Origin of the sequence: Pseudomonas subflava (assembly GCF_023823685.1) — a bacterium.
Lineage (GTDB): Bacteria > Pseudomonadota > Gammaproteobacteria > Pseudomonadales > Pseudomonadaceae > Aquipseudomonas > Aquipseudomonas subflava.
Genome location: NZ_JAMXBF010000007.1, coordinates 247,726 through 271,909 on the forward strand (window position 1 = coordinate 247,726; position 24,184 = coordinate 271,909).

Below are 24,184 nucleotides of genomic sequence, written 5' to 3' on the forward strand. Positions count from 1 at the left end.
CCGCCTTCCGGCGAAAACTGTGACGCGCCCTGCAGATCGGCGCGGCCTCGGTTTTCCCGGCAAGGCTGTTATTATCGACGCACTTTGTCCGTTCCGCAGGCGCCGCGCCTGCCCAGTCCCGCGAGTTCTGCCATGAGCCTTGAGAAGACCAACCAGTCCTGGGGCGGCCGCTTCAGCGAGCCCGTCGACGCCTTCGTCGCCCGCTTCACCGCCTCCGTCGACTTCGACAAGCGCCTCTACCGCCACGACATCATGGGTTCCATCGCCCACGCCAGCATGCTGGCCAAGGTCGGCGTGCTGACCGCGGAAGAACGCGACGCCATCGAAGCGGGCCTCAAGCAGATCCAGGGCGAAATCGAGGCCGGCGAGTTCGATTGGCGCGTCGACCTGGAAGACGTGCACATGAACATTGAGGCGCGCCTGACCGACCGCATCGGCGTCACCGGCAAGAAGCTGCACACCGGCCGTAGCCGCAACGACCAGGTGGCCACCGATATCCGCCTGTGGCTGCGCGACGAGATCGACCTGATCCTGGCCGAAGTCACCCGCCTGCAGCAGGGCCTGCTCGATCTGGCCGAGGCCGAAGCCGACACCATCATGCCCGGTTTCACCCACCTGCAGACCGCGCAACCGGTGACCTTCGGCCATCACCTGCTGGCCTGGTTCGAGATGCTGTCGCGCGACTACGAACGCCTGGTCGACTGCCGCAAGCGGGTCAACCGCATGCCGCTGGGCTCGGCCGCGCTGGCCGGCACCACCTACCCGATCGACCGCGAGATCACCGCCGAGCTGCTGGGCTTCGATCAGGTCGGCGGCAACTCGCTGGACGGCGTGTCCGATCGCGACTTCGCCATCGAATTCTGCGCCGCCGCCTCGCTGGCCATGATGCACCTGTCGCGCTTCTCCGAAGAGCTGGTGCTGTGGACCTCGGCGCAGTTCCAGTTCATCGACCTGCCCGACCGCTTCTGCACCGGCTCCTCGATCATGCCGCAGAAGAAGAACCCGGACGTACCGGAGCTGGTACGCGGCAAGACCGGTCGCGTGTTCGGCGCCCTGACCGGCCTGCTGACCCTGATGAAGGGCCAGCCGCTGGCCTACAACAAGGACAACCAGGAAGACAAGGAACCGCTGTTCGACGCCGCCGACACCCTGCGCGACAGCCTGCGCGCCTTCGCCGACATGGTCCCGGCGATCAAGCCCAAGCGCGAGATCATGCGCGAGGCGGCCCGCCGCGGCTTCTCCACCGCCACCGACCTGGCCGACTACCTGGTACGCAAGGGCCTGCCCTTCCGCGACTGCCACGAGATCGTCGGCCACGCTGTGAAGTACGGCGTCGACAGCGGCAAGGATCTGGCCGAGATGAGCCTGGACGAACTGCGCCAGTTCAGCGACCAGATCGGCGACGACGTGTTCGCCGTGCTGACCCTGGAAGGCTCGGTCAACGCCCGCGACCATATCGGCGGCACCGCACCGAACCAGGTCCGCGCCGCCGTGGCGCGGGGCAAGGAATTGCTGGCTACGCGCTGATCGCCATACCGGGAAAGGGAATTCCGATGGATGCACTGCTGCATGGCCTGGGCGCGCTGCTCAGGTGGCTGGTCTTTGGGCTGATCCAGGGGCTGCTCGAATGGCTCTTCCTCCATCTCTGCTATGCCCTGGGCTGGCTGGCAATGCGCCTGCTGACCCTGGGTCGCCATCCGCGCCAGCCCCTGCGCCAGGCCGACCCGGACGTACCGCGCAACGTCTGGATCATCGCCCTCGGCTTCATCTGCCTGGTCGGCCTGGTGGTCGGCCTCATTCGCAATGGCTGAACACTTCGAGAACTTTCCCATGAGCCTGTATATCCGCCCCGCCACCCCCGACGACGCCGCGCTGATCCTGCGCTTCATCACCGATCTGGCCATCTACGAGAAGGCCGAGCACGAGGTGAAGACCGATGTGGCCGGCATCCGCGACAGCCTGTTCGGTGACGGCTCGACCACCCAGGCGCTGATCTGCGAGCGCGACGGCGCGCCGATCGGCTACGCCGTCTACTTCTTCAACTACTCCACCTGGCTCGGCAAGCACGGCCTGTACCTGGAAGATCTCTACGTCGACCCGGCGCATCGCGGCTGCGGCGCCGGCAAGGCGCTGCTGCAGCATCTGGCGCGGATCGCCGTGGCGCGCGGCTGCGGGCGCTTCGAGTGGGCGGTACTGGACTGGAACCAGCCGGCCATCGACTTCTACGAATCCTTCGGCGCCCGCCCGCAGGACGAATGGACCACCTACCGCCTGACCGGCCAGGCGCTGCTCGATTTCGCCGCGGGCTGAGTTCTGCCGCCCAGGCTTCAGGCCTTGCTGCGCAGGTGATTCATGAAGTCGGCCATGGCGGCCTCGTTCTGCGCCGCGATCATCTGCACGTTCGGGTTCTGTCGCAGGCGCTCCAGCAGCGCCTGGGCGGCGGGGAAGCTCTCCAGCAGGTCGAAGCCGAGAACCCTCTGCGCCACCGCGGCGGCCAGGTCGATGCTGTAGAGGAAATACAGGTCGGCCAGGCCGAACTGCTCGCCCGCCACATATGGGGCGAAGCGGCCGTGGCGCTTGAGCGTGGCGATGCCGGCCTGCAGCTCGGTGCACGCCTTGTCCTTGATCGCCGCATCCACCGGAGTGCGGAAGAACGCCTCGGCGTAGCAGCTGCGCGCCGGCAGTTCGATGTACAGCTCGATCTCTCGCATCAGCGCACGCACCTGCGCCCGCGCGAAGGGTTCGGCCGGCAGCAGCGGGCGGCCCTCGCCGAGGTCTTCCAGGTAGTCGAGGATGGCGCCGGTCTCGCTGATGTAGCCGTGTTCGGTCTGCAGCACCGGCACCTTGCCGCGCGGGCTGATGGCCAGGAAGGCCTCGTCCTGGCTGCCGTAGACGTGGGCGGTGTCGAACGCCAGCCCCTTCTCCAGCAGGGCTAGGTGAACCATGTTGTAGTAGTTGCTGACGGGAAATCCGTGGAGTCTGAGCATGGGTCGGTACCGGAAGGGAAAACCCAGTTATAGCCTGCCGAACTCCGTGCGGCAGCACCATCAGGCAGGTGAATGGCACAGCCGCCGCCGGGCCGTGGCACACTGCCGGCCCGATACCGAGGAGCCGCCATGAGCGAACACGACGACAACGATGACGAGGCCTTCGCCGAGCAGACGCTGATCCAGGCCATCGAGAATCAGCTGGAGGCCGATGCGCCGCCGGCGACCCGGGCCGTGTACAACAAGCTGACCCTGGTCGGCTACGAACGCGAAGAAATCCTCCAGTTGATGGCCCTGGTGCTGGCCCACGAGATCGACGCCATGCTGCGCGAGGATCGCCCCTTCGATTCCGCCTGGTACGAACAGGCGCTGCGCGCCCTGCCGGAGTTGCCCGGCGAGGACTGAACCCTCCTTGACCCTGGTCTATTCCCCGGCGGCACCGGCTGTTGTTATGGTGGCACCAGCCACGCCGCGGAAGGGCCCTCCCATGATCTCGCGCTGTTACCGGCTCGGCCTCGCCGCGCTGCTGCTGGCCGCCTGTGCGGCGCGAGCGGACGAGGTGTTCCGCATCGGCGCCGAGGACGACTGGTATCCCTACACCGCCGTGCGCGATGGCGAGGTGCGCGGCATGTCCGCCGACCTGGTGCGCGCCGCCTTCGCCGCCAGCAACACCCGCGTCGAACTGGTGCCCTACCCCTACTCGCGCTGCATGGAACTGACCCGCACCGGGCAGTTGGCGGCCTGCTTCAACACCTCGCCGGACGCGCGCATCGCCGCCGAATTCCTGCTGCCCGAGGAGCCGCTGTTCAGCGACGACATCCTGCTCTGGGCGCGCAGCGGCGAGGCACGGCCGCTCGGCGACCTGCAGGCCATCGTCGGCCACAAGGTGGCGGTGACCATCGGCTACGAATACGGCACACCCTTCGACAGCCTGGACGGCGTGCAGCGGGTGCCGGTGCGGCGTGACCTCAACGGCTTCCGCATGCTGGCGCGAGGGCGGGTCGACTATGTCGCCGCGTACCGCGGCATTGCCGCGGCACTGTTCGCCGAGCACTCACAACTGCGCGGCGCCTTCGTGCCGGTCATCACCCTTCATCATCCGCAGCTGTTCATCAGCTTCTCGCGCTATCACCCGCACGCCCGGCAACTGCTCAAGCGCTACGACAGCGGCATGCGCAGCCTGCATCGCGACGGCAGCTACGAACGGATCGTCGCGCGCTGGAATGGCCGCCTACACTGACACGAACAACGACAAGGAAACCGCCATGGCCTTCACCCCGGAATTGATCGCCGAACTGGAAATTCTCGCCCTGTACAACCTGGACAATCACCAGGAGGGCCTCAAGGTCCACAACAACGCCTCGTCCCGCAACCAGGAAGCCATCACCCGCCTGCACCGCAAGGGGTTGGTGACCCAGGCCGACGGCGGCTACCTGACCAGCCTCGGCCTGGACGCCGCCGAGCATGCCCAGAGCCTGTTGACCATCCTCGCGCAGAAACCCGCCTAGTCCCGACCGGGGCGCGATGCCCCACACCGGCACTGCAACGGGCCGTGGAGCGGCCGATACAGCGGACAGAGGAGACTGCCAGACGCCCTTCGGCGCTGGTAGTCTTGCGGCCATCACCGCTCCGAGCAGCACATGACCCGCACCCAGGAAATCCGTCCGGACATCAACGAAGGCATCGACCGCAAGGTCCTGGCGCAGCTGCGCGCGCGTTTCCTCAAGGTCAACGGCGGGCGCCTGGGGCGCGCCATGCAGGCGCTGTCGACGCGCCAGCAACTGGTGCTGAAGCTGCTGCCGCTGCTGTTCCACGTCAATCACCCGCTGCTGCCGGGCTATGTCTCCGCCAGCACGCCGGCCGGGCTGTCGAACTACGAACCGGACGACGACACCCTGGCCGAAGCCCAGCGCCTGACCCGCTCCTTCGCCTACAAGCCGCGGCGCACCGGCGGCGGCAGCAAGCCGCCCGCACCGATCCACGGCCTGTTCCTGATGGGCAGCCTGGGCACCGTGGCCCAGGCCGAGCAGAGCGACATGGACCTGTGGGTGTGCCACGCGCCGGACCTGGATGCCCGCGCCCTCGCCGAGCTGCGCAAGAAATGCGACCTGCTGGAAGCCTGGGCCGCGACCCAGGGCGCCGAGGCGCACTGCTTCCTGATCGATCCGGCGCGCTTTACCGTCGGTGACCGCGAGGCGCAGCTGACTTCCGACGACTGCGGCACCACCCAGCATTACCTGCTGCTCGACGAGTTCTACCGCACCGCCATCTGGCTCGGCGGGCGCACGCCTCTGTGGTGGCTGGTGCCGACCTACGAGGAAGCCAACTACCACGCGTTCACCCACGCGCTGCTGAGCAAGCGCTTCATCCGCGCCGACGAGGTGCTGGACCTCGGCCACCTGGCACGCATACCGCCGGGCGAGTTCATCGGCGCCGGCATGTGGCAGCTGTTCAAGGGCATCGACTCGCCCTACAAGTCGGTGCTCAAGCTGCTGCTCACCGAGGTCTACGCCAGCGAGCATCCGCGGGTCGAGTGCCTGAGCCTGCGCTTCAAGCAGGCGGTGTTCGCCAATCGCCTGGACCTGGACGAGCTCGACCCCTACATCGTGGTCTACCGCCGCCTGGAGGAATACCTCAGCGAACGCGGCGAGCCGGAGCGCCTGGAACTGATTCGCCGCTGCCTCTACCTCAAGGTCGGCAAGAAGCTCAGCGTGCCGCCGCGGCACCGCGCCAAGAGCTGGCAGCGCCTGCTGTTCGAACGCCTCACCGCCGAGTGGCAGTGGAGCCCGCGCGAGCTGGCCATGCTCGACAGCCGCAGCCAGTGGAAGGTGCGCCAGGTCAGCGCCGAACGCCGCGCGCTGGTCAACGAGCTGACCTACAGCTATCGCTTCCTCTCCCAGTTCGCCCGCAACGAGCAGACCGCCATCCCGCTCAACAGCCGCGACCTCGGCGTGCTCGGCCGGCGCCTGTACGCCGCCTTCGAACGCAAGGCCGGCAAGATCGAATTCATCAACCCGGGCATTGCCCCGGACATCGCCGAGGACACCCTGACCCTGGTGCAGAGCCCCAGCCCGGAGGCCGAAGGCGAGACCCAGTGGGCCCTGCATCACGGCAATCTGAGCGCCCAGGAATGGCGCGACTTCGCCCCGCTCAAGCGGGCCCGGGAGCTGATCGAACTGCTCGCCTGGTGCCACCGCAACGGGGTGATCGACACCAGTACCCGACTGTCGCTGCACCCCGGCATTAGCGACCTCAGCGAATTCGAGCTGGGCAGCCTGCTGAGCAGCCTGCAGCAGAGCGTGCCGCTGCCCCTGCCGCCGGTGGACGAGAACGCCCTGCTGCAAGCCGCCGAGCCGGCCGAGGTGCTGCTGCTGGTGAATGTCGGCGTCGACCCGCTCAAGGCCCACAGCCAGCTCAACGTGCACCTGACCACCGAGCGCACCGACTCGCTGGGCTATTCCGGCGTGCGCGAGAACCTGGTGCTGACCCTCGATCAGGTCAGCCTGAACAGCTGGAACGAGCTGATGGTGACCCGCTATGACGGGCCGCACGCGCTGCTCGACTGCCTGCGCGACTACCTCAACGCCCTGCCCGCCGACGGCCGGCTGCCACGGCTGCGGGTGCGCTGCTTCTGCCGCAACCGCGCCCAGGCCATCGCCCAGCGGGTCGAGGAACTGTTCCAGGAGGCGCTCGCCGGCCTGACCGGTGCCCCACGCAGCCGCTACCTGCTGCAGGTGCAGCAGCACTACCACGTGCTCGAGCTGCTGCCCGGCCAGGTCAGCCACGCCGCCCTCGCCGACCTGCCGAGCCTGATCGAGCACCTCGGCGAGGAACAGCCCGCCTACAGCCCGCTGCACCTGGATCGCTACGCGCTGGAAGGCGAGGACCTGGCGCTGGTCCTGCCGCTGGGCCGGCCGCTGTGCATCCAGGTGTTCTATCGCATCGACGGCGCCCAGGCCGAGCTCACGGTGCTGGACGAATACAACGCGCTGTGGCGCCAGCGCCTGCCGTTCCGCGACGAACAGAGCCTGCTGACCCCGCTGCAGCGCTTCCTGCAGTCGGTGCTCTACCGGCGCAACGCCCTGCTGCCGCTGGACGCTCCCTTGCCGCCGGCCGCGCTGGAAGTGCTGTACTACGAGGTGCTGCCGGCGCCGCCCCAGCGCGCCAAGCACCTGGAGCGCCGCGCGCCACCGCGGGCTCCGGTGGCGCATTCCTTCTACGACGTGCAGGCCATCGTCGAGCCGGCCGACGGCGGCCGGGTCCACGTCACCCTGTATTGCAACCATCGCGAATTCTCGGAGCTGGAATACGGCGCCACGCTGTTCGGTGCCGTGGCCCGGCACATCCTGGCCCAGCGCCGCGGCGCCGAGCGCTACCCCTGCTACATCACCGACCTGGACCTGTCGCGCGTCCTCGGCGACGGTCAGGCGCAGACCATCCACTACCTGCGCTACAAGGCCGAGCTGGAAGGCGCGCTGAACAGCGCCCTGCAGAGCGCCTGATTCGCCGGCTCAGCCGTTCATCGGCGCCTGCGGGTGCTCCAGGGCGTAGAGGTAGCTGCCCTCCAGGCTGTGATTGGCCTCGACCCCGGCGTAGCTGGCGGTGAAGGTCACGGCCACGCCCAGGTGCTGGTACAACACGCCATCGACCGCTCCCGGCGGGACCTCCGGCACCAGGTCGCTGTCGTTGACCACGCGGAAGGTGGTCACGCCCAGGGCGTTGTAGGCGGCGGCGAAGTCCGGCGCGGCCAGGCGCGGGCTGGCGAAGTTGTAGTGCTCCAGCGCCTGATCCGGCCAGCGCTCGCGCATGTCCAGCACGGCCATGCTGGAGAGCGCGCAGCCCAGGCTGTGACCGCAGGCCCACAGCGGCCCGGTCGGCTGCAGGCTGTCCAGCGCCGCCAGGGCGAGGTCGCGCAGCGAGGTGTAGAGCTTGAGGAAGCCAGCGTGCACCTGGCCGACTCCGCCCTCCTGCCAGGGCCAGGGCGCCTGCTGCGCGTCCACATCGTCGAGCCAGTCCTGCGCCGACTCGGTACCGCGCAGCACCAGGTAGGTCTCGCCCTGGTCGTTGGCGGCGGCGAAGCCGAAAGGCTCGGACTCGTTGATGAAGCGCAGGTCGCTGAGGATGCTCCAGATCGGCTGGGAAAAGCGCCAACCCGGCAGGTCCGGCGGCGTCCAGACGAAGTCCTGCGGGCGGCGCGGGCGGTCCTGGGTCTGCCACTGGCGGTACTGGGCGTAGGCCTGGTCGACCAGCTGCGCGCAGAGCAGCGCCCGGTCCAGGGAGAAGTGTTCGGGGAAGTACAGGGGCAGGCTGGACATGCGGCCTCCTTGCCGGCGGGAACTGGGACACTCTAGCCCAGTGACCCGGCCCCGTGGGCGGAGTTCCCGGGCGCCCGACGAGCTATCAATTGCGCTGATATTTGCTACGAAGCAGGACCATTATTCAATCGAAACGGCCTGAGTGAAGCTTTCCCCATTCCAGCAACCTCCCCGGGGACAGCGGCATGGCCAGGCTCATTCGCAAGCACGCAGACAGTGGCGCACTCGCCGGCTTCGGCGTGCTGGCGATCGCCGCCAGCATCCTGCTGGCGCTGACCCTGGGCAGCGCCGGCGCGCTGGAAGCTCATGCCACGCCGAGCCTGGCGCAGGCCCTGCAGGGGCTCCTCTCGGCCATCCGGGTGGGGGGCTAGCCATGCAGATCTCCCCATCCCGGGCGCTGGTGCTTTCGCTGCTCCTCGCCCTGATCAACGGCCCGGCCCTGGTCGGCAACGGCAAGATCACCGGTGGCGGCGTGGCGCGCACCATCGAGACCAATCAGAAGCTCGCCCGCAATCTGGAACTGGAGGAACAGTTGCGGCGCGGCAGCGACACACCGCCCAGGGGCGACCCGGAGTGCCCGCCAGCGCCGTTCATGCTGGCCTAGCGCTGGTACTCGCCGGCCGCCTCCGGCTGGTATTCCACGGCCAGCAGGGTCAGCCGCAGCGGCTTGCCGGCCGGGCCGGGCCAGTCGATCTGCTGGCCCACCGAGAGCCCGAGCAGGGCCGCGCCCACCGGCGCCAGCACCGAGACCCGGCCCTCGCCGCCGGCGTCCTCGGGGAACACCAGCGTCAGGTGGTAATCCTTGCCGCTGCCCTCTTCGCGGCAGTGCACCCGCGAGTTCATGGTCACCACCCCGGCGGGCACCTCGTCATGCCCCACCACCTGGGCGCGCGCCAGCTCCGTTTCCAGCGCCTCGGCGGTCGGGCCGAAGTCCTCCAGGCTGTCGAGCAGGCGCTCCAGGCGCTGCAGGTCGAGACGGGTGATGATGATGGCGGGGGTGCTGCTCATGACGTGGGTCTTCCTCCTTGGGCCAGATAAAGCAAAACCCCGCCCGAGGGCGGGGTTTTGATCGGTTAGTCAGCTTCGGCCGACCCTACGCACATACCCGGCAATTAGCAAGACCGCCGGGTCATGGCGCACGCTCAAGGGCTCAGGGGCGAGGCCGCAGGCGCCGTTGCGCCGCCTGGCAGATAACGCGGCGGCGCTCGCCGTCTGCCCTGCCCCACTCGAGGATCTCGGCCAGGGTGCGGCCGCAGCCCAGGCACACGTCCTCGTCGTCCAGGCAGCACTGGCGCCGGCAGGGCGACTCGACGGCCTCAGAGTTCGTCGAATTCGAGCTCTTCACCGGCCTGCTCGCGGGTGACCCGGGCCAGCAGTTCGCCCAGCGGCTCGTCACTGGTGTCGCAGATCCACAGGCCCTGCTCCGCGTCGTAGTCGAAATGGAAGCCGCCGGAGCGCGCCGCCACCCAGAGCTGACGCAGCGGCTCCTGGCGGCTGAGGATCAGCTGGCTGCCGTTCTCGAAACGCACGGTGAGCACGCCGGCGCTGTTTTCCAGATCGAGGTCCAGGTCGCTGTCATCGAAAATGTCTTCCACCGCCTGCTGGGCGGCATCGACCAGATCGTGGAAACGGGCTTCGCTCAAACTCATCGCGGGGTCCTCAGGAATGGGCTGCGGAATCTAGCAGACTTTGCCGGTACGCGCCGGGGCTCTGTCCGGTCCAGCGGCGGAAGGCGCGGGCCAGCGAGCCGGCCTCGCTGAAGCCGACCAGGAAGGCGATTTCCGCCAGTTCCAGGGCCGGGTCGCGCAGGTAGTGCAGCACCAGCTGGTGGCGGGTCTCGTCGAGCAGCTCGCTGAACGACAGCCCGGCCTCGCGGAGGCGCCGCTGCAGGGTCCGCGCGCTGAGTTCGAGCGTCTGCGCCAGGCGCTCGAGATCGGCGCCCTGCTCCGGCAGCTGGCGCGCCAGTTCGCGGCGCGCGCGGTCGAGCACGCTGTGGCCCTGATTGAGCTGGCCGAGCAAGCGGTCGGCGTGGGCGTCGAGCAGTTGCCGCAGCTGGGCGTCCGCCTGGCCCAGTGGCGTGCCCAGCAGGCGCTTGGGGAACACCAGCGCGTTGTCGGCCTGATCGAACAGCACCGGGCAGCCGAAGATGCGTTCGTGCTCGGAGGTGTCGGCCGGCGCGGGATGCTGGAAGCGCACCTCGGTGGGCGGGATCTGCAGCCCGGTGATCCAGCGGCCGAAGGTCAGCCAGCCGGCCAGGGTCTCCTCGCTGTGCTGGCGCTGCTGCTCGCGCACCAACGGCTCCCAGCTGTGCGCCACCTGGGGCTCCAGGCCCGCGCGCGGTGGCTCCTCGTCGAGGTCGACGCGGCCCAGGTTGCCGACCAGCGCGGCGTAGCGGGCCTGGCGGTGCAGGGCGTCAGCCAGGGTCGCGCAGCTCATGATCAGGTAGCCGAGCACGCCGTAATAGCCGGGGCGCATGGCTTCGCCCAGGTGCAGGCCGAGGTTGTCGTCGCCGGTCAGCCGCACGCCCTCGCCGAGCAGCTCCAGGTAGGTACTGACGGCGATGCGCTGGTCGCGCTGGGCGAGGATGGCCGGGCTCAGGTGCACCTTGGCCAGCAGCGCATCGCTGGCGAAGCCCTGGCGGGCGAGATAGTCCAGCAGGCCCTGCAGGTAGGCGACCGAGACCGAGCTGGCGAGAGTGGCGGGGGCGTCCATCGGGGCTCCGTTTTTTCGCTTCATGCTAGCCGCAAACATCCCCTCGCGGGCAAGCCCGAGACGCCAGCGCGATGGTCCTGGCGGCCCCGCCGGGCGTGCATAGGCAAGCTGCCGGGGGGTCGGTATACTCCGGACCATTCTCGATTTCGCAAGGATTCCACCATGAAGCGCCTGCTGCTGCCCTTCATCGCGCTCGCCGTGTTCACCGCCGCCCTCGCCGGCTGTGGCCAGAAAGGCCCGCTGTACCTGCCCGATGACGACAAGACCGTCAAAGAACGCGACAAAGACGTCTTCCTCTAAGGGGGTTCCATGCAAGCCTTTACCAACCGCGACGGGCAACTGTTCGCGGAGGGCGTGGCCCTGTCCGCCATTGCCGAACGCTTCGGCACGCCCACCTACGTGTACTCCCGCGCCCATATCGAGGCCCAGTATCGCGCCTACGCCGATGCCCTGGCCGGCATGCCGCATCTGGTCTGTTTCGCGGTCAAGGCCAACTCCAACCTCGGCGTGCTGAACGTGCTGGCGCGCCTCGGTGCCGGCTTCGACATCGTCTCCCGCGGCGAACTCGAGCGCGTACTGGCCGCCGGCGGCGAGCCAGACCGGATCGTCTTCTCCGGCGTCGGCAAGACCCGTGACGACATGCGCCGCGCCCTCGAAGTGGGCGTGCACTGCTTCAACGTCGAGTCGGTGGACGAGCTGGAGCGCCTGCAGGTCGTGGCCGCCGAGCTGGGCAAGACCGCGCGCATCTCGCTGCGGGTCAACCCGGACGTGGATGCCGGCACCCACCCGTACATCTCCACCGGCCTGAAGGAAAACAAGTTCGGCATCGACATCGAGCAGGCGCCCGAGGTGTATGCCCGCGCCGCCGCGCTGGCGAACCTGGAGATCGTCGGCGTGGACTGCCACATCGGCTCCCAGCTCACCAGCCTGCCGCCCTTCCTCGACGCCCTCGAGCGCCTGCTGCTGCTGATCGACCAGTTGGCCGAGCGCGGCATCCGCATCCGGCACCTGGACCTCGGGGGCGGCCTCGGCGTGCAGTACCGCGACGAGCAGCCGCCGCTGGCCGGCGACTACATCGCCGCCGTGCGCGAGCGCATCCAGGGCCGCGAGCTGACCCTGGTGTTCGAGCCGGGCCGCTCCATCGTCGCCAACGCCGGCGTGCTGCTGACCCGCGTGGAGTACCTCAAGCACACCGCGCACAAGGACTTCGCCATCGTCGATGCGGCGATGAACGACCTGATCCGTCCGGCCCTGTACCAGGCCTGGATGGACGTCACCCCGGTGCAGCCGCGCCAGGGCGAGGCGCGCCACTACGATCTGGTCGGGCCGATCTGCGAGACCGGCGACTTCCTGGCCAAGGGCCGCGAGCTGGTACTGGCCGAGGGCGACCTGCTGGCCGTGCGCTCGGCCGGCGCCTACGGCTTCGTCATGAGTTCCAACTACAACACCCGCGGCCGCGCCGCCGAGGTGCTGGTGGACGGCGAACAGGCCCATGAAGTGCGTCGCCGCGAGACCCTGGCCGAACTCTACGCCGGCGAAAGCCTGCTGCCGCAGTGAGGGCGCGATCATGCTATTGCGCTTCACCAAGATGCACGGCCTCGGCAACGACTTCATGGTCCTCGACCTGATCAGCCAGCACGCGCACATCCAGCCCAAGCACGCCAAGGCCTGGGGCGACCGCCACACCGGCATCGGCTTCGACCAGTTGCTGCTGGTGGAGGCGCCGACCCACCCGGACGTGGACTTCCGCTACCGCATCTTCAATTCCGACGGCTCGGAAGTGGAGCAGTGCGGCAACGGCGCGCGCTGCTTCGCCCGCTTCGTGGTGGACAAGCGCCTGACCGTGAAGAAGCAGATCCGCGTCGAGACCAAGGGCGGTTTCATCGAACTCAACCTGCGCGCGGATGGCCAGGTCACCGTGGACATGGGCGCGCCGCGCCTGGTCCCCGAGCAGATCCCCTTCCAGGCCGACGCCGAGGCGCTCAGCTACGAGGTGGAGGTGGACGGGCAGCGCGTCGAGCTGGCCGCCGTCTCCATGGGCAACCCGCACGCCGTGCTGCGCGTCGCCGATGTCGACCAGGCGCCGGTGCACCAGCTGGGCCCGAAGCTGGAACATCACCCGCGCTTCCCGCAACGGGTCAATGTCGGCTTCCTGCAGATCGTCGACCGCAAGCAGGCGCGCCTGCGCGTGTGGGAACGCGGCGCCGGCGAGACCCAGGCCTGCGGCACCGGCGCCTGCGCCGCCGCGGTGGCCGCCATCCGCCAGGGCTGGATGGATTCGCCGCTGCAGCTGGAGCTGCCGGGCGGCAAGCTGTCCATCGAGTGGGCAGGTCCGGGACAGCCGGTTATGATGACCGGACCCGCCGTTCGCGTGTACGAAGGACAAGTCCGTCTATGAGTGATCAGGATCAGACCCCGCTCGATGCCGAGGCCGTCGCCGCCTACCTGCGCCAGCATCCGGAGTTCTTCGTCGACCACGAGGAGCTGATTCCCGAACTGCGCATCCCGCACCAGCCCGGCACCACGGTGTCGCTGGTCGAGCGCCAGGTGAAACTGCTGCGCGAACGCAACATCGAGATGCGCCACCGCCTGTCGCAGCTGATGGACGTGGCGCGCGACAACGACCGTCTGTTCGACAAGACCCGCCGCCTGGTGCTCGACATGCTCGATGCCGCCAGCCTCGAGGAGGTCATCGGCGCCGTGGAAGACAGCCTGCGCCACGAGTTCCAGGTGCCCTTCGTCAGCCTGATCCTGTTCAGCGAGACGCCGCTCGGCGTCGGCCGCAGCGTGACCAGCGCCGAGGCGCACCAGGCCATCGGCGGCCTGCTCGGCGGCGGCAAGACCACCTGCGGCGTGCTGCGTCCCAACGAGCTGGAATTCCTCTTCGGCGCGGACGAGTTCGCCCAGGTCGGCTCGGCCGCCGTGGTCAGCCTCAGCCACCAGGGCCTGCACGGCGTGCTGGCGATCGGCAGCCCGGACCCGCAGCACTACAAGAGCAGCCTCGGCACCCTGTTCCTCGGCTACGTGGCCGAGGTGCTGGCCCGCGTGCTGCCGCGCTTCGCCGCGCCACTGCGCTCGGTACGCTGATCCCGGGCCGCTCGCGGCCCACCCGTCGCCTGCCGGAGTCGCCATGCAGAGCAGCCTCGACGCCTTCCTCGAACACCTGCGCAGCGAGCGCCAGGTCTCGCCGCACACCCTCGACGGCTACCGCCGCGATCTGCTGAAAGTGCTGGCCCTGTGCGAGAAGAACGCCATCGCCCGCTGGGTCGACCTCGACACCCGCAGCCTGCGCGCCATGGTCGCCCGCCTGCATGGCCAGGGGCAATCCAGCCGCTCCCTGGCGCGACTGCTCTCGGCGGTGCGCGGCTTCTACCAATACCTCAACCGCGAGGGGCTGTGCCGTCACGACCCGGCCAACGGTCTCTCCGCGCCCAAGGGCGAGCGCCGCCTGCCGCGCGCGCTGGATGCCGACCGCACGGCGCAGCTGCTGGATGGCGGCGTGGAGGACGACTTCATCGCCCGCCGCGACCAGGCCATGCTCGAACTCTTCTACTCCTCCGGCCTGCGCCTGTCCGAGCTGGTCGGCCTGGACCTCGACGGCCTCGACCTGGCCGCCGGCCTCGTGCGGGTCCGCGGCAAGGGCAACAAGGCCCGCGAGCTGCCGGTCGGACGCAAGGCGCGCGAGGCGCTGGACGCCTGGCTGCCGCTGCGCGCCCTGTGCAACCCGCAGGGCGGCGCCGTGTTCGTCGGCCGCCAGGGCAGGCGCCTGACCCCGCGTGCGATTCAGCTGCGGGTGCGCGAGGCCGGCGTGCGCGAGCTGGGCCAGCACCTGCATCCGCACATGCTCCGGCACTCCTTCGCCAGCCATATGCTGGAGTCCTCGCAGGACCTGCGCGCGGTGCAGGAGCTGCTCGGCCACGCCGATATCGCCACCACGCAGATCTACACCCACCTGGACTTCCAGCACCTGGCCAAGGTCTACGACGGCGCCCACCCTCGCGCCAAACGCAAGAGCGAATCCTGATGAGCATCCGCCTGATCACCTTCGACCTCGACGACACCCTGTGGGACGTGGCGCCGGTGATGCACAGCGCCGAAGCTGCCCTGCGTGACTGGCTGGCCGCCGAGGCGCCGCGCCTGGGGCCGGTGCCCATTGAGCACCTGTGGGCGATCCGCGCCCGCCTGATGGAGGCCGACCCCGGACTCAAGCACCGTCTCAGCGAGCTTCGCCGACGCATCCTGCTGCATGCGCTGCTCGATGCCGGCTACGCCCAGGCCGAGGCCGACGAACTGGCCGAGCTGGGCTTTCAGGTATTCCTCGCCGCGCGCCACCAGGTGCAGCTGTTCCCCGAGGTGCATCCGACCCTCGAGCGCCTGGCTCTGCGCTACACCCTGGGGGTGATCACCAACGGCAACGCCGACGTGCGCCGCCTGGGCCTGGCCGACTACTTCCGCTTCGCCCTGTGCGCCGAGGAACTGGGCATCGGCAAGCCCGACCCGCACCCGTTCCAGACCGCCCTGCGCCACGCGGGCATCGCCGCGGAGCAGGCCGTGCACATCGGCGACCATCCGGGCGACGACATCGCCGGAGCCAAGGCCGCCGGCCTGCGCGCCATCTGGTTCAATCCCCAGGGCAGGGACTGGGACGGCGACGCCGAGCCGGATGCGCAGGTACAGAGCCTGGCCGAGCTGCCGGCCCTGCTGGAGCGCTGGGAGCACGCCCGCTAGAGCCCGCCCGCATCGCTATGCGCCCATGAAAAAGCCCGCCGAAATGGCGGGCTCTTTCATGGCGACAACCGTCCTCAGATGGGGCGGCTGCCGTACTTGCTGTCCGGCTTCTTGGGCGGGTCGGCTACCACGTTGGGCTCGATCTCCTGCACCGAGCCACCACGCGAGAGGAACTCTTCCATGGCCTTGGCCAGGGCGTCGCGCTCCTTCTGCTTGGCTTCGATGCTGGGCAGCTCCTCGACCTCTTCGGCGGCTTTGGCCTTTTTGCTCGATTTGCCACCACCGGACTCGGGTGCGTCACCGCCACCATCGTCCTCGCCGTCATCGCCGGCGTCGGCCGCTTCCAGCTCCTCGTCATCGTCCTCGTCGGCGCCTTCCAGGTCGTCCTGTTCCAGTTCTTCGTCGCTCATGTTCTACCTCATGACTTGCGCAAAGCAGGTTACTTATAGCCCAGCGGCACGCATTGCAAAAATGCCGCTGGAAAAATCTTCGGCCTCAGCGCCACTCGCCCTGCAGGGTCGCCAGCACCCGGCGCGCACCGCCGTGGTCGCGGTGCTCGCCGAGATAGATGCCTTGCCAGGTGCCTAGGTTCAACCGACCTTCGCTGACCGGCAGGCTCAGCTGACAACCGAGCAGGCTCGACTTGAAGTGCGCCGGCAGATCGTCCGGCCCTTCGTAGTCGTGCTCGTAGCCACTCTCGCCCCGGGGCACGAGACGGTTGAAGAAGCGCTCGAAGTCACGTCGCACCGCGCCGTCGGCGTTCTCGTTGATGGTCAGCGAGGCCGAGGTGTGCTGCAGCCACAGGTGCAGCAGCCCGACTCGACACCGGGCCAGCTCCGGCAACGCCGTCACGACCTCGTCGGTCACCAGGTGAAAACCCCGCGCCCGGGCGCGCAATTCGATCAGCCGTTGTTGCCACATGTCCGGCATCCGCCGCATCTGTTGGCGGCGCATTTTAGAGAGAGTCGATGGCCTTTTCACCTGGCTCGCGCGGGATTTTTCACGCCTGTCGCAGGACCATGAAAAAGGGCGCCGCGGCGCCCTGAAGTCACTTGCGGGTGAACTCGGGATAGGCCTCCAGGCCGCACTCGGCGATGTCCACGCCCTCGTACTCGTCCTCCTCGCTGACCCGCAGGCCCATGACCAGCTTGATCAGCCCCCACACCAGCAGACTGGCGACGAACACCCAGGCGAAGATGCAGGCCGCGCCGAGCAGCTGCGCACTCAGGCTGGCGCCGCTGTTGGTCAATGGCACGGCCAGCAGCCCCCAGATGCCGCCGGCGCCATGCACGGAGATGGCGCCGACCGGATCGTCGATGCGCAGACGTTCGAGCATCAGGATGCTGAACACCACCAGCACGCCACCGACGGCGCCGATCAGCACCGCCTGTACGGCGCTCGGCGCGGCCGGCTCGGCGGTGATCGATACCAGGCCGGCCAGAGCACCGTTGAGGATCATGGTCAGGTCGGCCTTGCCGAACAGCACGCGCGCCACCACCAGCGCCGCCAACAGGCCGCCGGCCGCGGCCAGGTTGGTATTGGCGAACACCGCGGCCACCGCGTTGGCGTCCTCGATGCTGCTGACCTTGAGCTGCGAGCCACCGTTGAAACCGAACCAGCCGAGCCAGAGGATGAAGGTGCCGAGAGTGGCCAGCGGCAGATTGGCCCCCGGAATGGCGTTGATCTGGCCCTGGCTGCCGTACTTGCCCCGGCGCGCGCCGAGCAGCATCACCCCGGCCAGGGCGGCCGAGGCGCCGGCCAGGTGGACGATGCCGGAGCCGGCGAAATCCTTGAAGCCGAGCTGCTTGAGGAAGCCACCGCCCCAGGTCCAGTAGCCCTCGACCGGGTAGATCACACCGCACATCACCACGGCGAAGACCAGGAACGCCCACAGCCTCATGCGCTCGGCCACGGCACCGGAGACGATGGACATGGCGGTGGCGACGAACACCACCTGGAAGAAGAAGTCGGCGCGCCTGGAAAAGGCCGCCGCGCCCTCGCCGCCCGCGGCCACGCCATCGACCGCATGCTCGGCGCCGATCAGCATGCCGAAGCTGGGCAGCACGCCGCCGGCGCTGCCGCCGTACATCAGGTGATAGCCCAGCAGCAGGTACATCACGCAGGCCAGGGCGTAGAGCACGATGTTCTTGGTGAGGATCTCGGCGGTGTTCTTGGCGCGCACCAGGCCCGACTCGAGCATGGCGAAACCCGCCGCCATCCACATCACCAGGGCACCGCAAATCAGCAGGTAAAAGGTATCCAGCGCGTACTGCAGGGGAATCAGGGCCGTGCTTTCCATCGCGTACTCCGTTGTACGGTTGCACAGGATGCGCCGCCGTTGGCGCAGACATGAAAACGCCCGGCGAACCGGGCGTTGTGGGTACCGCTGCGGAGGCTTACAGGTTGTAGCCGCGCTCGTTGTGCTCGGAGAGGTCGAGGCCGACGGTCTCGGACTCTTCGCTGACGCGAAGGCCCATCACCACGTCCAGCACCTTGAGGATCACGAAGGTGACGATGCCGGTGTAGACCACGGTGACAAGCACGCCGACGATCTGGATCCAGACCTGACCGCCGATGTCCTCGACGGTGCCGAAGCCACCCAGGGCCGGCGCGGCGAACACACCGGTCAGGATGGCGCCGACGATGCCGCCCACGCCGTGCACGCCGAAGGCGTCCAGGGAGTCGTCGTAGCCCAGCTTGCGCTTGAGGCTGGTGGCGCAGAAGAAGCAGATCACGCCGGAGGCCAGACCGATCACCAGGGCGCCCATCGGGCCGGCGGTGCCGGCGGCCGGGGTGATGGCGACCAGGCCGGCGACCACGCCGGAGGCGATGCCCAGGGCGCTCGGCTTACCGTGGGTGATCCACTCGGCGAACATCCAGCCCAGGGCGGCGGCGGCGGTGGCGATCTGGGTCACCAGCATGGCCATGCCGGCGGTGCCGTTGGCGGCGATGGCGGAGCCGGCGTTGAAGCCGAACCAGCCGATCCACAGCATGGCGGCGCCGACCAGGGTGTAGCCCAGGTTGTGCGGAGCCATCGGAGTGGTCGGGTAGCCCTTGCGCTTGCCCAGCACCAGGCAGGCCACCAGGCCGGCGATACCGGCGTTGATGTGCACCACGGTGCCGCCGGCGAAGTCGAGCACGCCCTCGTCCCACAGGAAGGCGCCGTCACCGGACCAGACCATGTGGCACATCGGCGCGTAGACCAGCGTGAACCAGACGGCCATGAAGATCAGCATCGCGGAGAACTTCATGCGCTCGGCGAAGGCGCCGACGATCAGGGCCGGGGTGATGATCGCGAAGGTCATCTGGAAGGTGACGAACACGCTTTCCGGGAAGGCGCCGATCAGGCTCTCGGTGGTCAGGCCACTGAGGAACGCCTTGTTCAGGCCGCCGACGAAGGAGTTGAAGTTGGTGACGCCCTTCTCCATGCCGGTGGTGTCGAAGGCCAGGCTATAGCCGTAGACCACCCAGAGGATGCTGATCAGGCCGGTGATGGCGAAGCACTGCATCATCACCGAGAGGACGTTCTTGGAGCGGACCATGCCGCTGTAGAACAGCGCCAGGCCGGGGATGGTCATGAACAGCACCAGCACGGTGGCGGTGAGCATCCAGGCGGTGTCGCCGGAGTTGAGGACGACCTCGTCAGCCATGGCCAGGCCAGGGGTTACGAGGGACAAAAGGGCTCCTAGCCCTGCGATCTTACGCAGAGTCATGTGTTTTTCTCCTGGGGCGTATGGGGTTCTGAGGCTTAAACGGCGTCGGTGCCGGTTTCGCCGGTACGGATGCGGATGGCCTGTTCCAGATTGACGACGAAGATCTTGCCGTCACCGATCTTGCCGGTGTTGGCCGCCTTGGTGATCGCCTCGATGACCCGGTCCAGCTGGTCGTCGGCGATGGCCACGTCGATCTTCACCTTGGGCAGGAAATCCACCACGTATTCCGCACCTCGGTACAGCTCGGTGTGGCCCTTCTGCCGGCCGAAGCCTTTGACTTCGGTCACGGTGATGCCCTGCACGCCGATCTCCGACAGCGACTCGCGCACGTCGTCCAGCTTGAACGGCTTGATGATGGCAGTGACTAGCTTCATGAAACTCTCTCCCGTTTGGATGGACTCGCCCCAGGAAAACGAACCCGGCTCAAGTCTAAGCGCAGTGTCTGGCTTTTGAAACGCATCGCCCGGCATGCCTCACTGCCGCACCGATGCCCACCGACCGCATTCCAATGAGGCGCTCCCCCACCTCATCCTGCGCACCGGTACTGCATCGGTGCACGCGTCACGGGGTGTAAAGCAGAAAGCTTGCCAGCTATGCCAAAAGGCCACTTTTTCATGGGCTTAGGGCACTCATGATGGCTTCGCTGCGTTTCGACTCCCGGGTCACTGCACATCATTGGTGCAGCGCGCACGTCGGACATGATCAAAAAGTGTGCACTTGGCAGGCACCCGGCCCCGACCAGGCCGCGTGCTACACTGCCCGCCGTTTAATCCGGAACCTCGCCATGCTGCCGCCCAAAGCCATCCTCGACACCCTCGCCAGCCACGCCTCGCGCCTGTTCAGCGATGAAAGCGCGGCGCCCCGCGCCGAGCTGGAGGCGCAATTCAAGGCCCTGCTGCAGAGCGCCTTCGGCAAGCTGGATCTGGTCGGCCGCGAGGAATTCGACAGCCAGATGGCCGTACTGGCCCGCACCCGCGCTCGCCTGGAAGCCCTCGAGGCCAAGCTCGCCGAGCTGGAAGCCCAACAGAAACCTCCCGCCGAGTAAGCGCTCGGCGGGCATGCGATCAAAGGAGTGATCGATGTCCCTGGCCATAGTCCACAGCCGCGCCCAGGTCGGCGTCGAGGCGCCCGCCGTCGCCGTCGAGGCGCATCTGGCCAACGGCCTGCCGGGCATGGCCCTGGTGGGCCTGCCCGAGGCGGCGGTCAAGGAGAGCAAGGACCGGGTGCGCAGCGCCATCCAGAACTCCGGCTTCGATTTTCCGGCGCGCAAGATCACACTCAACCTGGCCCCCGCCGACCTGCCGAAGGACGGCGGCCGCTTCGACCTCGCCATCGCCCTCGGCGTGCTGGCCGCCAATGGCCAGGTGCCGGCGGAGTCGCTGAACGAACTGGAGTGCCTGGGCGAGCTGGCGCTGTCCGGCGCCGTGCGCCCGGTGCAGGGCGTGCTCCCCGCCGCCCTCGCCGCCCGCGCCGCCGGTCGCACCCTGGTGGTGCCCAGCGCCAATGCCGAGGAGGCCTGCCTGGCCTCCGGCCTCAAGGTGCTGGCGATCGACCACCTGCTGCAGCTCACCGCCCATCTCACCGGCCACACGCCGCTGGCGCCTTACCAGGCCAGCGGCCTGCTGCGCGAGGTGCCGGCCTACCCGGACCTGGCCGAGGTGCAGGGCCAGCTGGCCGCCAAACGCGCCCTGCTGATCGCCGCCAGCGGCGGCCACAACTTATTGCTCAGCGGCCCGCCCGGCACCGGCAAGACCCTGCTGGCCAGCCGCCTTCCGGGCCTGCTGCCGCCGCTCTCCGAGGAAGAGGCGCTGGAAGTGGCGGCGATCCATTCGGTGGCCAGCCACACGCCGCTCAACGCCTGGCCGCAGAGACCCTTTCGTCAACCCCATCACTCGGCCTCCGGCCCAGCGCTGGTCGGAGGAGGCAGTCGCCCGGTGCCCGGCGAAATCACCCTGGCGCACCAGGGTGTCCTATTCTTGGACGAACTCCCCGAGTTCGATCGGAAGGTGCTGGAGGTGCTACGCGAGCCCCTGGAGAGCGGACAGATCGTGATCGCCCGGGCGCGGGACAAGGTGCGCTTCCCGGCGCGATTCCAGCTGGTCGCCGCGATGAACCCCTGCCCCTGCGGTTATCTCGGCGACCCCGGCGGACGCTGCCGCTGCTCCACCGAGCAGGTACAGCGCTACCGCGCCAAGTTGTCCGGCCCGCTGCTCGACCGCATCGACCTGCACCTCACCGTGGCCCGCGAGAGCACCAGCCTGCAAGCGCCCGCGCAGCCCGGCGAGAGCAGCGCGAGCCTGGCCGGCCGCGTGGCCGCCGCTCGACAGCGCCAACTGGACCGCCAGGGCTGCGCTAACGCTTTTCTCGACCTGGACGGCCTGCGACGGCACTGCCCGCTCGACGACGAGAACCGCCAGTGGCTGGAACAGGCGTGCGAACGCCTCAACCTGTCGCTACGCGCGGCTCACCGCCTGTTGAAGGTGGCGCGCACCCTGGCCGACCTGGAACAGGCAACACATATCGGCCGTCCACACCTGGCCGAGGCGCTGCAGTATCGGCCGGACGTCGCCGGGTAAGCCGGCAATCGATCCAGCCAAATTATCAAAGGATTCACTGCAAGAGACAAAAGCTATCAATTGTGATAGCATGGCTGGCCTTCCGCCCTTGGCGGCCCATCCGATAACAAGGAGAGCTAGCTCAATGGAGGCATCTACGTCTTCGCTCAACCGGCCCGTATTCTTTACCTCGGCCGCCCTCATCCTCGCCCTGGTACTGTACAGCGTGCTGTTCCAGGAGCAGGCGCAAAGCCAGTTCGCGCTGTTGCAAGGCTGGATTCTTGACAAGGCCAGCTGGTTCTACGTCCTCACCGTCGCGCTGATTCTCATCTGCTGCGTCTATCTCGCGGTCAGCCGCTACGGCGACCTCAAACTCGGCCCCGACCACAGCCAGCCCGAATACCGCAACGCCACCTGGTTCGCCATGCTGTTCTCCGCCGGCATGGGTATCGGCCTGATGTTCTTCGGCGTGGCCGAGCCGCTGATGCACTTCACCGCCCCGCCCGTGGGCGAGGCCGGCACCGTGCAGGCGGCCCGCGAGGCGATGAAGCTGACCTTCTTCCACTGGGGCCTGCATGCCTGGGCGATCTACGCCATCGTCGCGCTGATCCTGGCGTTCTTCTGCTTCCGTCACAACCTGCCGTTGACCCTGCGCTCCGCTCTATACCCGCTGATCGGCGACCGCATCCACGGCCCCATCGGCCATGCGGTGGATATATTCGCCATCCTCGGCACGGTGTTCGGTGTCGCCACCTCCCTCGGCTACGGCGTGCTGCAGATCAACAGCGGCTTCGCTCACCTGTTCGGCCTGCCGGTGAACACCACCGTGCAGGTGGCGCTGATCACGGGTATCTGTCTGCTCGCCACGCTGTCGGTCGCCAGCGGCCTGAACAAGGGCATTCGTATTCTCTCCGAGCTCAACCTGACGCTGGCCGTGCTGCTGTTGCTGTTCGTTCTGGCGCTCGGCCCGACCGTCTTCCTGTTCAAGACCTTCGTGCAGAACAGCGGCGCCTATCTCTCCGAGATCGTCAGCAAGACCTTCAATCTTTACGCCTACGAGCCCACCGACTGGATCGGCGGCTGGACGCTGCTGTACTGGGGCTGGTGGCTATCCTGGTCGCCCTTCGTGGGTCTGTTCATCGCTCGCATTTCGCGCGGTCGCACCATCCGTGAATTCATCAGCGGCGTGCTCTTCGTGCCGGCCGGCTTCACCCTGCTGTGGATGACCGTGTTCGGCGACAGCGCCATCCACATGGTGCTCAACGAAGGCCTGCAGAGCCTCGCCCATACGGTGAACGTGGACAGCTCCCTGGCGCTGTTCGCCTTCCTCGAACAGTTTCCGTTCAGCACGCTGCTCTCGCTCATCGCGGTGGCGATGGTGGTGGTTTTCTTCGTCACTTCCGCCGACTCGGGCGCCCTGGTCGTGGACATGCTCGCCTCCGGCGGCCAGGCACACACGCCATTGTGGCAACGCCTGTTCTGGTCGATCCTGATCGGGGTGGTGGCTATCGCGCTGCTCTTGGCCGACGGACTCAAGGCCTTGCAGACGGCGACCATCGCCAGCGCGCTGCCTTTCTCCATCGTCCTGCTCGCCTCGATGTGGGGGCTGCTGAGGGCATTGCGTCTGGATGCCACCAAGCGTGGCATCCGCTTCCAGGCACTGGCCAGCCCACGTCACAGCAGCCGACAGCACGGCGGCTGGGAGCGCCGCCTGCGCAACCTGGTCATGTTCCCGCGCCGCGCCCACGTGACGCGCTTCATCAGTGAAGTGGTGCAGCCGGCCTGCCAGTCGGTAGCCGACGAACTGCGCAAGCAGGGCATCTCCACCGGCGTGATCAACGGTGACGATGGCCGCGTGCGCCTGGTCGTGGCCCACGGCAACGAGGCGGACTTCAGCTACGAGGTGCGTCCGCGGGCGTTCGTCCAACCCAGCTTCGCCCTGCGTGACACGGACGACGGCAACGAGGAGCGCAAGTACTTCCGCGCCGAGGTACACCTGCGCGAAGGCGGTCAGGACTACGACGTGATGGGCTGGGGGCGCGACGAGGTGATCGGCGACATCCTCGACCAGTACGAGAAGCACATGCACTACCTGCACATGGTGCGCTGACCCAAAAGAAGCCCGGCAAATGCCGGGCTTCCTTATGACCGAGGTTGCGCCGCGGGGAGCTGCG

At 68.0% G+C, this 24,184-nt stretch carries 29 protein-coding genes; 18 read left to right on the plus strand and 11 right to left on the minus strand.

Translation table 11 applies throughout. From position 1 onward, the window contains the following. The first annotated feature begins 132 nt into the window (after positions 1 to 132). The 3 genes from argH to NF616_RS12615 are packed head-to-tail and all read left to right on the plus strand — an operon-like array spanning position 133 to position 2,310. The gene (gene argH, locus NF616_RS12605) at positions 133 to 1,527 is read left to right on the plus strand and encodes an argininosuccinate lyase (RefSeq protein WP_252273626.1); all 1,395 of its coding nucleotides are present in this window, start codon (positions 133 to 135) and stop codon (positions 1,525 to 1,527) included. 26 nt (positions 1,528 to 1,553) lie between these two features. Further along, positions 1,554 to 1,811 (plus strand): hypothetical protein, encoded by a 258-nt coding sequence (locus NF616_RS12610; RefSeq protein WP_252273627.1) that lies wholly within the window; start codon positions 1,554 to 1,556, stop codon positions 1,809 to 1,811. 19 nt (positions 1,812 to 1,830) lie between these two features. Continuing rightward, positions 1,831 to 2,310: a GNAT family N-acetyltransferase gene (locus NF616_RS12615; RefSeq protein WP_252273628.1), complete on the plus strand. Its 480-nt coding sequence runs from the start codon at positions 1,831 to 1,833 to the stop codon at positions 2,308 to 2,310. A gap of 17 nt (positions 2,311 to 2,327) precedes the next feature. Here NF616_RS12615 and NF616_RS12620 read toward each other — a convergent pair whose 3' ends face one another. Next, positions 2,328 to 2,987 carry a glutathione S-transferase family protein gene (locus NF616_RS12620; protein WP_252273629.1) on the minus strand — a complete coding sequence of 220 codons (660 nt, stop codon included), beginning with the start codon at positions 2,985 to 2,987 and terminating at the stop codon, positions 2,328 to 2,330. 129 nt (positions 2,988 to 3,116) lie between these two features. Between NF616_RS12620 and NF616_RS12625 the strand changes: the two genes are divergently transcribed. From NF616_RS12625 to NF616_RS12640, 4 genes are all read left to right on the plus strand, one after another. Further along, positions 3,117 to 3,392 carry a hypothetical protein gene (locus NF616_RS12625; protein WP_252273630.1) on the plus strand — a complete coding sequence of 92 codons (276 nt, stop codon included), beginning with the start codon at positions 3,117 to 3,119 and terminating at the stop codon, positions 3,390 to 3,392. Between the two features lie 82 nt (positions 3,393 to 3,474). After that, a complete protein-coding gene (locus NF616_RS12630) occupies positions 3,475 to 4,227 on the plus strand; it encodes a substrate-binding periplasmic protein (RefSeq protein ID WP_252273631.1) in 753 nt (250 codons plus the stop codon). Positions 4,228 to 4,252: 25 nt separating this feature from the next. After that, entirely contained in the window at positions 4,253 to 4,495 is a 243-nt protein-coding gene (locus NF616_RS12635) for a TIGR02647 family protein (RefSeq protein ID WP_252273665.1), read from the plus strand. 132 nt (positions 4,496 to 4,627) lie between these two features. Further along, positions 4,628 to 7,489, plus strand: a complete 2,862-nt coding sequence (locus NF616_RS12640) for a class I adenylate cyclase (RefSeq protein ID WP_252273632.1) — start codon at positions 4,628 to 4,630, stop codon at positions 7,487 to 7,489. Positions 7,490 to 7,498: 9 nt separating this feature from the next. Here NF616_RS12640 and NF616_RS12645 read toward each other — a convergent pair whose 3' ends face one another. Next, positions 7,499 to 8,302: a lipase family protein gene (locus tag NF616_RS12645; protein WP_252273633.1), complete on the minus strand. Its 804-nt coding sequence runs from the start codon at positions 8,300 to 8,302 to the stop codon at positions 7,499 to 7,501. A gap of 185 nt (positions 8,303 to 8,487) precedes the next feature. Here NF616_RS12645 and NF616_RS12650 point away from each other — a divergent pair, with 185 nt between their 5' ends. Together NF616_RS12650 and NF616_RS12655 are read left to right on the plus strand one after the other, a co-directional pair. Further along, positions 8,488 to 8,673, plus strand: a complete 186-nt coding sequence (locus NF616_RS12650; RefSeq protein WP_252273634.1) for a hypothetical protein — start codon at positions 8,488 to 8,490, stop codon at positions 8,671 to 8,673. A 2-nt stretch (positions 8,674 to 8,675) separates the two neighbouring features. After that, a complete protein-coding gene (locus NF616_RS12655) occupies positions 8,676 to 8,906 on the plus strand; it encodes a hypothetical protein (RefSeq protein WP_252273635.1) in 231 nt (76 codons plus the stop codon). Here the strand turns inward: NF616_RS12655 and rnk are convergent. From rnk to NF616_RS12675, 4 genes are all read right to left on the minus strand, one after another. Beyond that, entirely contained in the window at positions 8,903 to 9,310 is a 408-nt protein-coding gene (gene rnk, locus NF616_RS12660; protein WP_252273636.1) for a nucleoside diphosphate kinase regulator, read from the minus strand. The genes NF616_RS12655 and rnk overlap by 4 nt on opposite strands. A 142-nt stretch (positions 9,311 to 9,452) precedes the next feature. Beyond that, positions 9,453 to 9,647, minus strand: coding sequence for a DUF1289 domain-containing protein (locus tag NF616_RS12665; protein WP_252273637.1), 195 nt, complete (start codon positions 9,645 to 9,647; stop codon positions 9,453 to 9,455). Beyond that, positions 9,619 to 9,951, minus strand: a complete 333-nt coding sequence (gene cyaY / locus NF616_RS12670; protein WP_252273638.1) for an iron donor protein CyaY — start codon at positions 9,949 to 9,951, stop codon at positions 9,619 to 9,621. The genes NF616_RS12665 and cyaY overlap by 29 nt, the downstream gene beginning before the upstream one ends. A 10-nt stretch (positions 9,952 to 9,961) precedes the next feature. Further along, on the minus strand, positions 9,962 to 11,014 hold the full coding sequence (locus tag NF616_RS12675; RefSeq protein ID WP_252273639.1) for an AraC family transcriptional regulator: 1,053 nt from the start codon (positions 11,012 to 11,014) through the stop codon (positions 9,962 to 9,964). Between the two features lie 162 nt (positions 11,015 to 11,176). On the opposite strand from NF616_RS12675, the gene lptM reads away from it, so the two are divergent. Genes lptM through NF616_RS12705 form a run of 6 tightly spaced genes read left to right on the plus strand, consistent with a single transcriptional unit; the run spans position 11,177 to position 15,742 of the window. Then, positions 11,177 to 11,314 (plus strand): LPS translocon maturation chaperone LptM, encoded by a 138-nt coding sequence (gene lptM / locus NF616_RS12680; RefSeq protein ID WP_021700061.1) that lies wholly within the window; start codon positions 11,177 to 11,179, stop codon positions 11,312 to 11,314. Positions 11,315 to 11,323: 9 nt separating this feature from the next. Next, positions 11,324 to 12,571 carry a diaminopimelate decarboxylase gene (lysA, locus tag NF616_RS12685; RefSeq protein WP_252273640.1) on the plus strand — a complete coding sequence of 416 codons (1,248 nt, stop codon included), beginning with the start codon at positions 11,324 to 11,326 and terminating at the stop codon, positions 12,569 to 12,571. Between the two features lie 10 nt (positions 12,572 to 12,581). After that, entirely contained in the window at positions 12,582 to 13,412 is an 831-nt protein-coding gene (gene dapF / locus NF616_RS12690; protein ID WP_252273641.1) for a diaminopimelate epimerase, read from the plus strand. After that, entirely contained in the window at positions 13,409 to 14,101 is a 693-nt protein-coding gene (locus NF616_RS12695) for a DUF484 family protein (protein ID WP_252273642.1), read from the plus strand. The genes dapF and NF616_RS12695 overlap by 4 nt, the downstream gene beginning before the upstream one ends. A 43-nt stretch (positions 14,102 to 14,144) precedes the next feature. Further along, the gene (gene xerC, locus NF616_RS12700; RefSeq protein WP_252273643.1) at positions 14,145 to 15,038 is read left to right on the plus strand and encodes a tyrosine recombinase XerC; all 894 of its coding nucleotides are present in this window, start codon (positions 14,145 to 14,147) and stop codon (positions 15,036 to 15,038) included. Beyond that, positions 15,035 to 15,742, plus strand: a complete 708-nt coding sequence (locus NF616_RS12705; RefSeq protein ID WP_252273666.1) for an HAD family hydrolase — start codon at positions 15,035 to 15,037, stop codon at positions 15,740 to 15,742. The genes xerC and NF616_RS12705 overlap by 4 nt, the downstream gene beginning before the upstream one ends. 74 nt (positions 15,743 to 15,816) lie before the next feature. On the opposite strand, the gene sutA is transcribed toward NF616_RS12705, so the two are convergent. The 5 genes from sutA to glnK form a co-directional block, all read right to left on the minus strand. After that, positions 15,817 to 16,152, minus strand: a complete 336-nt coding sequence (gene sutA / locus NF616_RS12710) for a dormancy-specific transcriptional regulator SutA (RefSeq protein WP_252273644.1) — start codon at positions 16,150 to 16,152, stop codon at positions 15,817 to 15,819. An 85-nt stretch (positions 16,153 to 16,237) separates the two neighbouring features. Beyond that, complete coding sequence (locus tag NF616_RS12715; RefSeq protein WP_252273645.1) at positions 16,238 to 16,663, minus strand: secondary thiamine-phosphate synthase enzyme YjbQ; 426 nt, start codon at positions 16,661 to 16,663, stop codon at positions 16,238 to 16,240. A gap of 127 nt (positions 16,664 to 16,790) precedes the next feature. Then, the gene (locus NF616_RS12720; protein ID WP_252273646.1) at positions 16,791 to 18,041 is read right to left on the minus strand and encodes an ammonium transporter; all 1,251 of its coding nucleotides are present in this window, start codon (positions 18,039 to 18,041) and stop codon (positions 16,791 to 16,793) included. A 97-nt stretch (positions 18,042 to 18,138) separates the two neighbouring features. Further along, positions 18,139 to 19,455, minus strand: a complete 1,317-nt coding sequence (locus tag NF616_RS12725) for an ammonium transporter (RefSeq protein WP_252273647.1) — start codon at positions 19,453 to 19,455, stop codon at positions 18,139 to 18,141. Positions 19,456 to 19,490: 35 nt separating this feature from the next. Further along, on the minus strand, positions 19,491 to 19,829 hold the full coding sequence (glnK, locus tag NF616_RS12730) for a P-II family nitrogen regulator (RefSeq protein WP_021700071.1): 339 nt from the start codon (positions 19,827 to 19,829) through the stop codon (positions 19,491 to 19,493). A gap of 410 nt (positions 19,830 to 20,239) precedes the next feature. Between glnK and NF616_RS12735 the strand changes: the two genes are divergently transcribed. The 3 genes from NF616_RS12735 (at position 20,240) to NF616_RS12745 (ending at position 24,120) form a co-directional block, all read left to right on the plus strand. Further along, a complete protein-coding gene (locus tag NF616_RS12735) occupies positions 20,240 to 20,500 on the plus strand; it encodes an accessory factor UbiK family protein (RefSeq protein ID WP_252273648.1) in 261 nt (86 codons plus the stop codon). Positions 20,501 to 20,534: 34 nt separating this feature from the next. Then, positions 20,535 to 22,031, plus strand: a complete 1,497-nt coding sequence (locus NF616_RS12740) for a YifB family Mg chelatase-like AAA ATPase (protein ID WP_252273649.1) — start codon at positions 20,535 to 20,537, stop codon at positions 22,029 to 22,031. A gap of 124 nt (positions 22,032 to 22,155) precedes the next feature. After that, a complete protein-coding gene (locus NF616_RS12745) occupies positions 22,156 to 24,120 on the plus strand; it encodes a BCCT family transporter (RefSeq protein ID WP_252273650.1) in 1,965 nt (654 codons plus the stop codon). Positions 24,121 to 24,184: the final 64 nt, after the last annotated feature.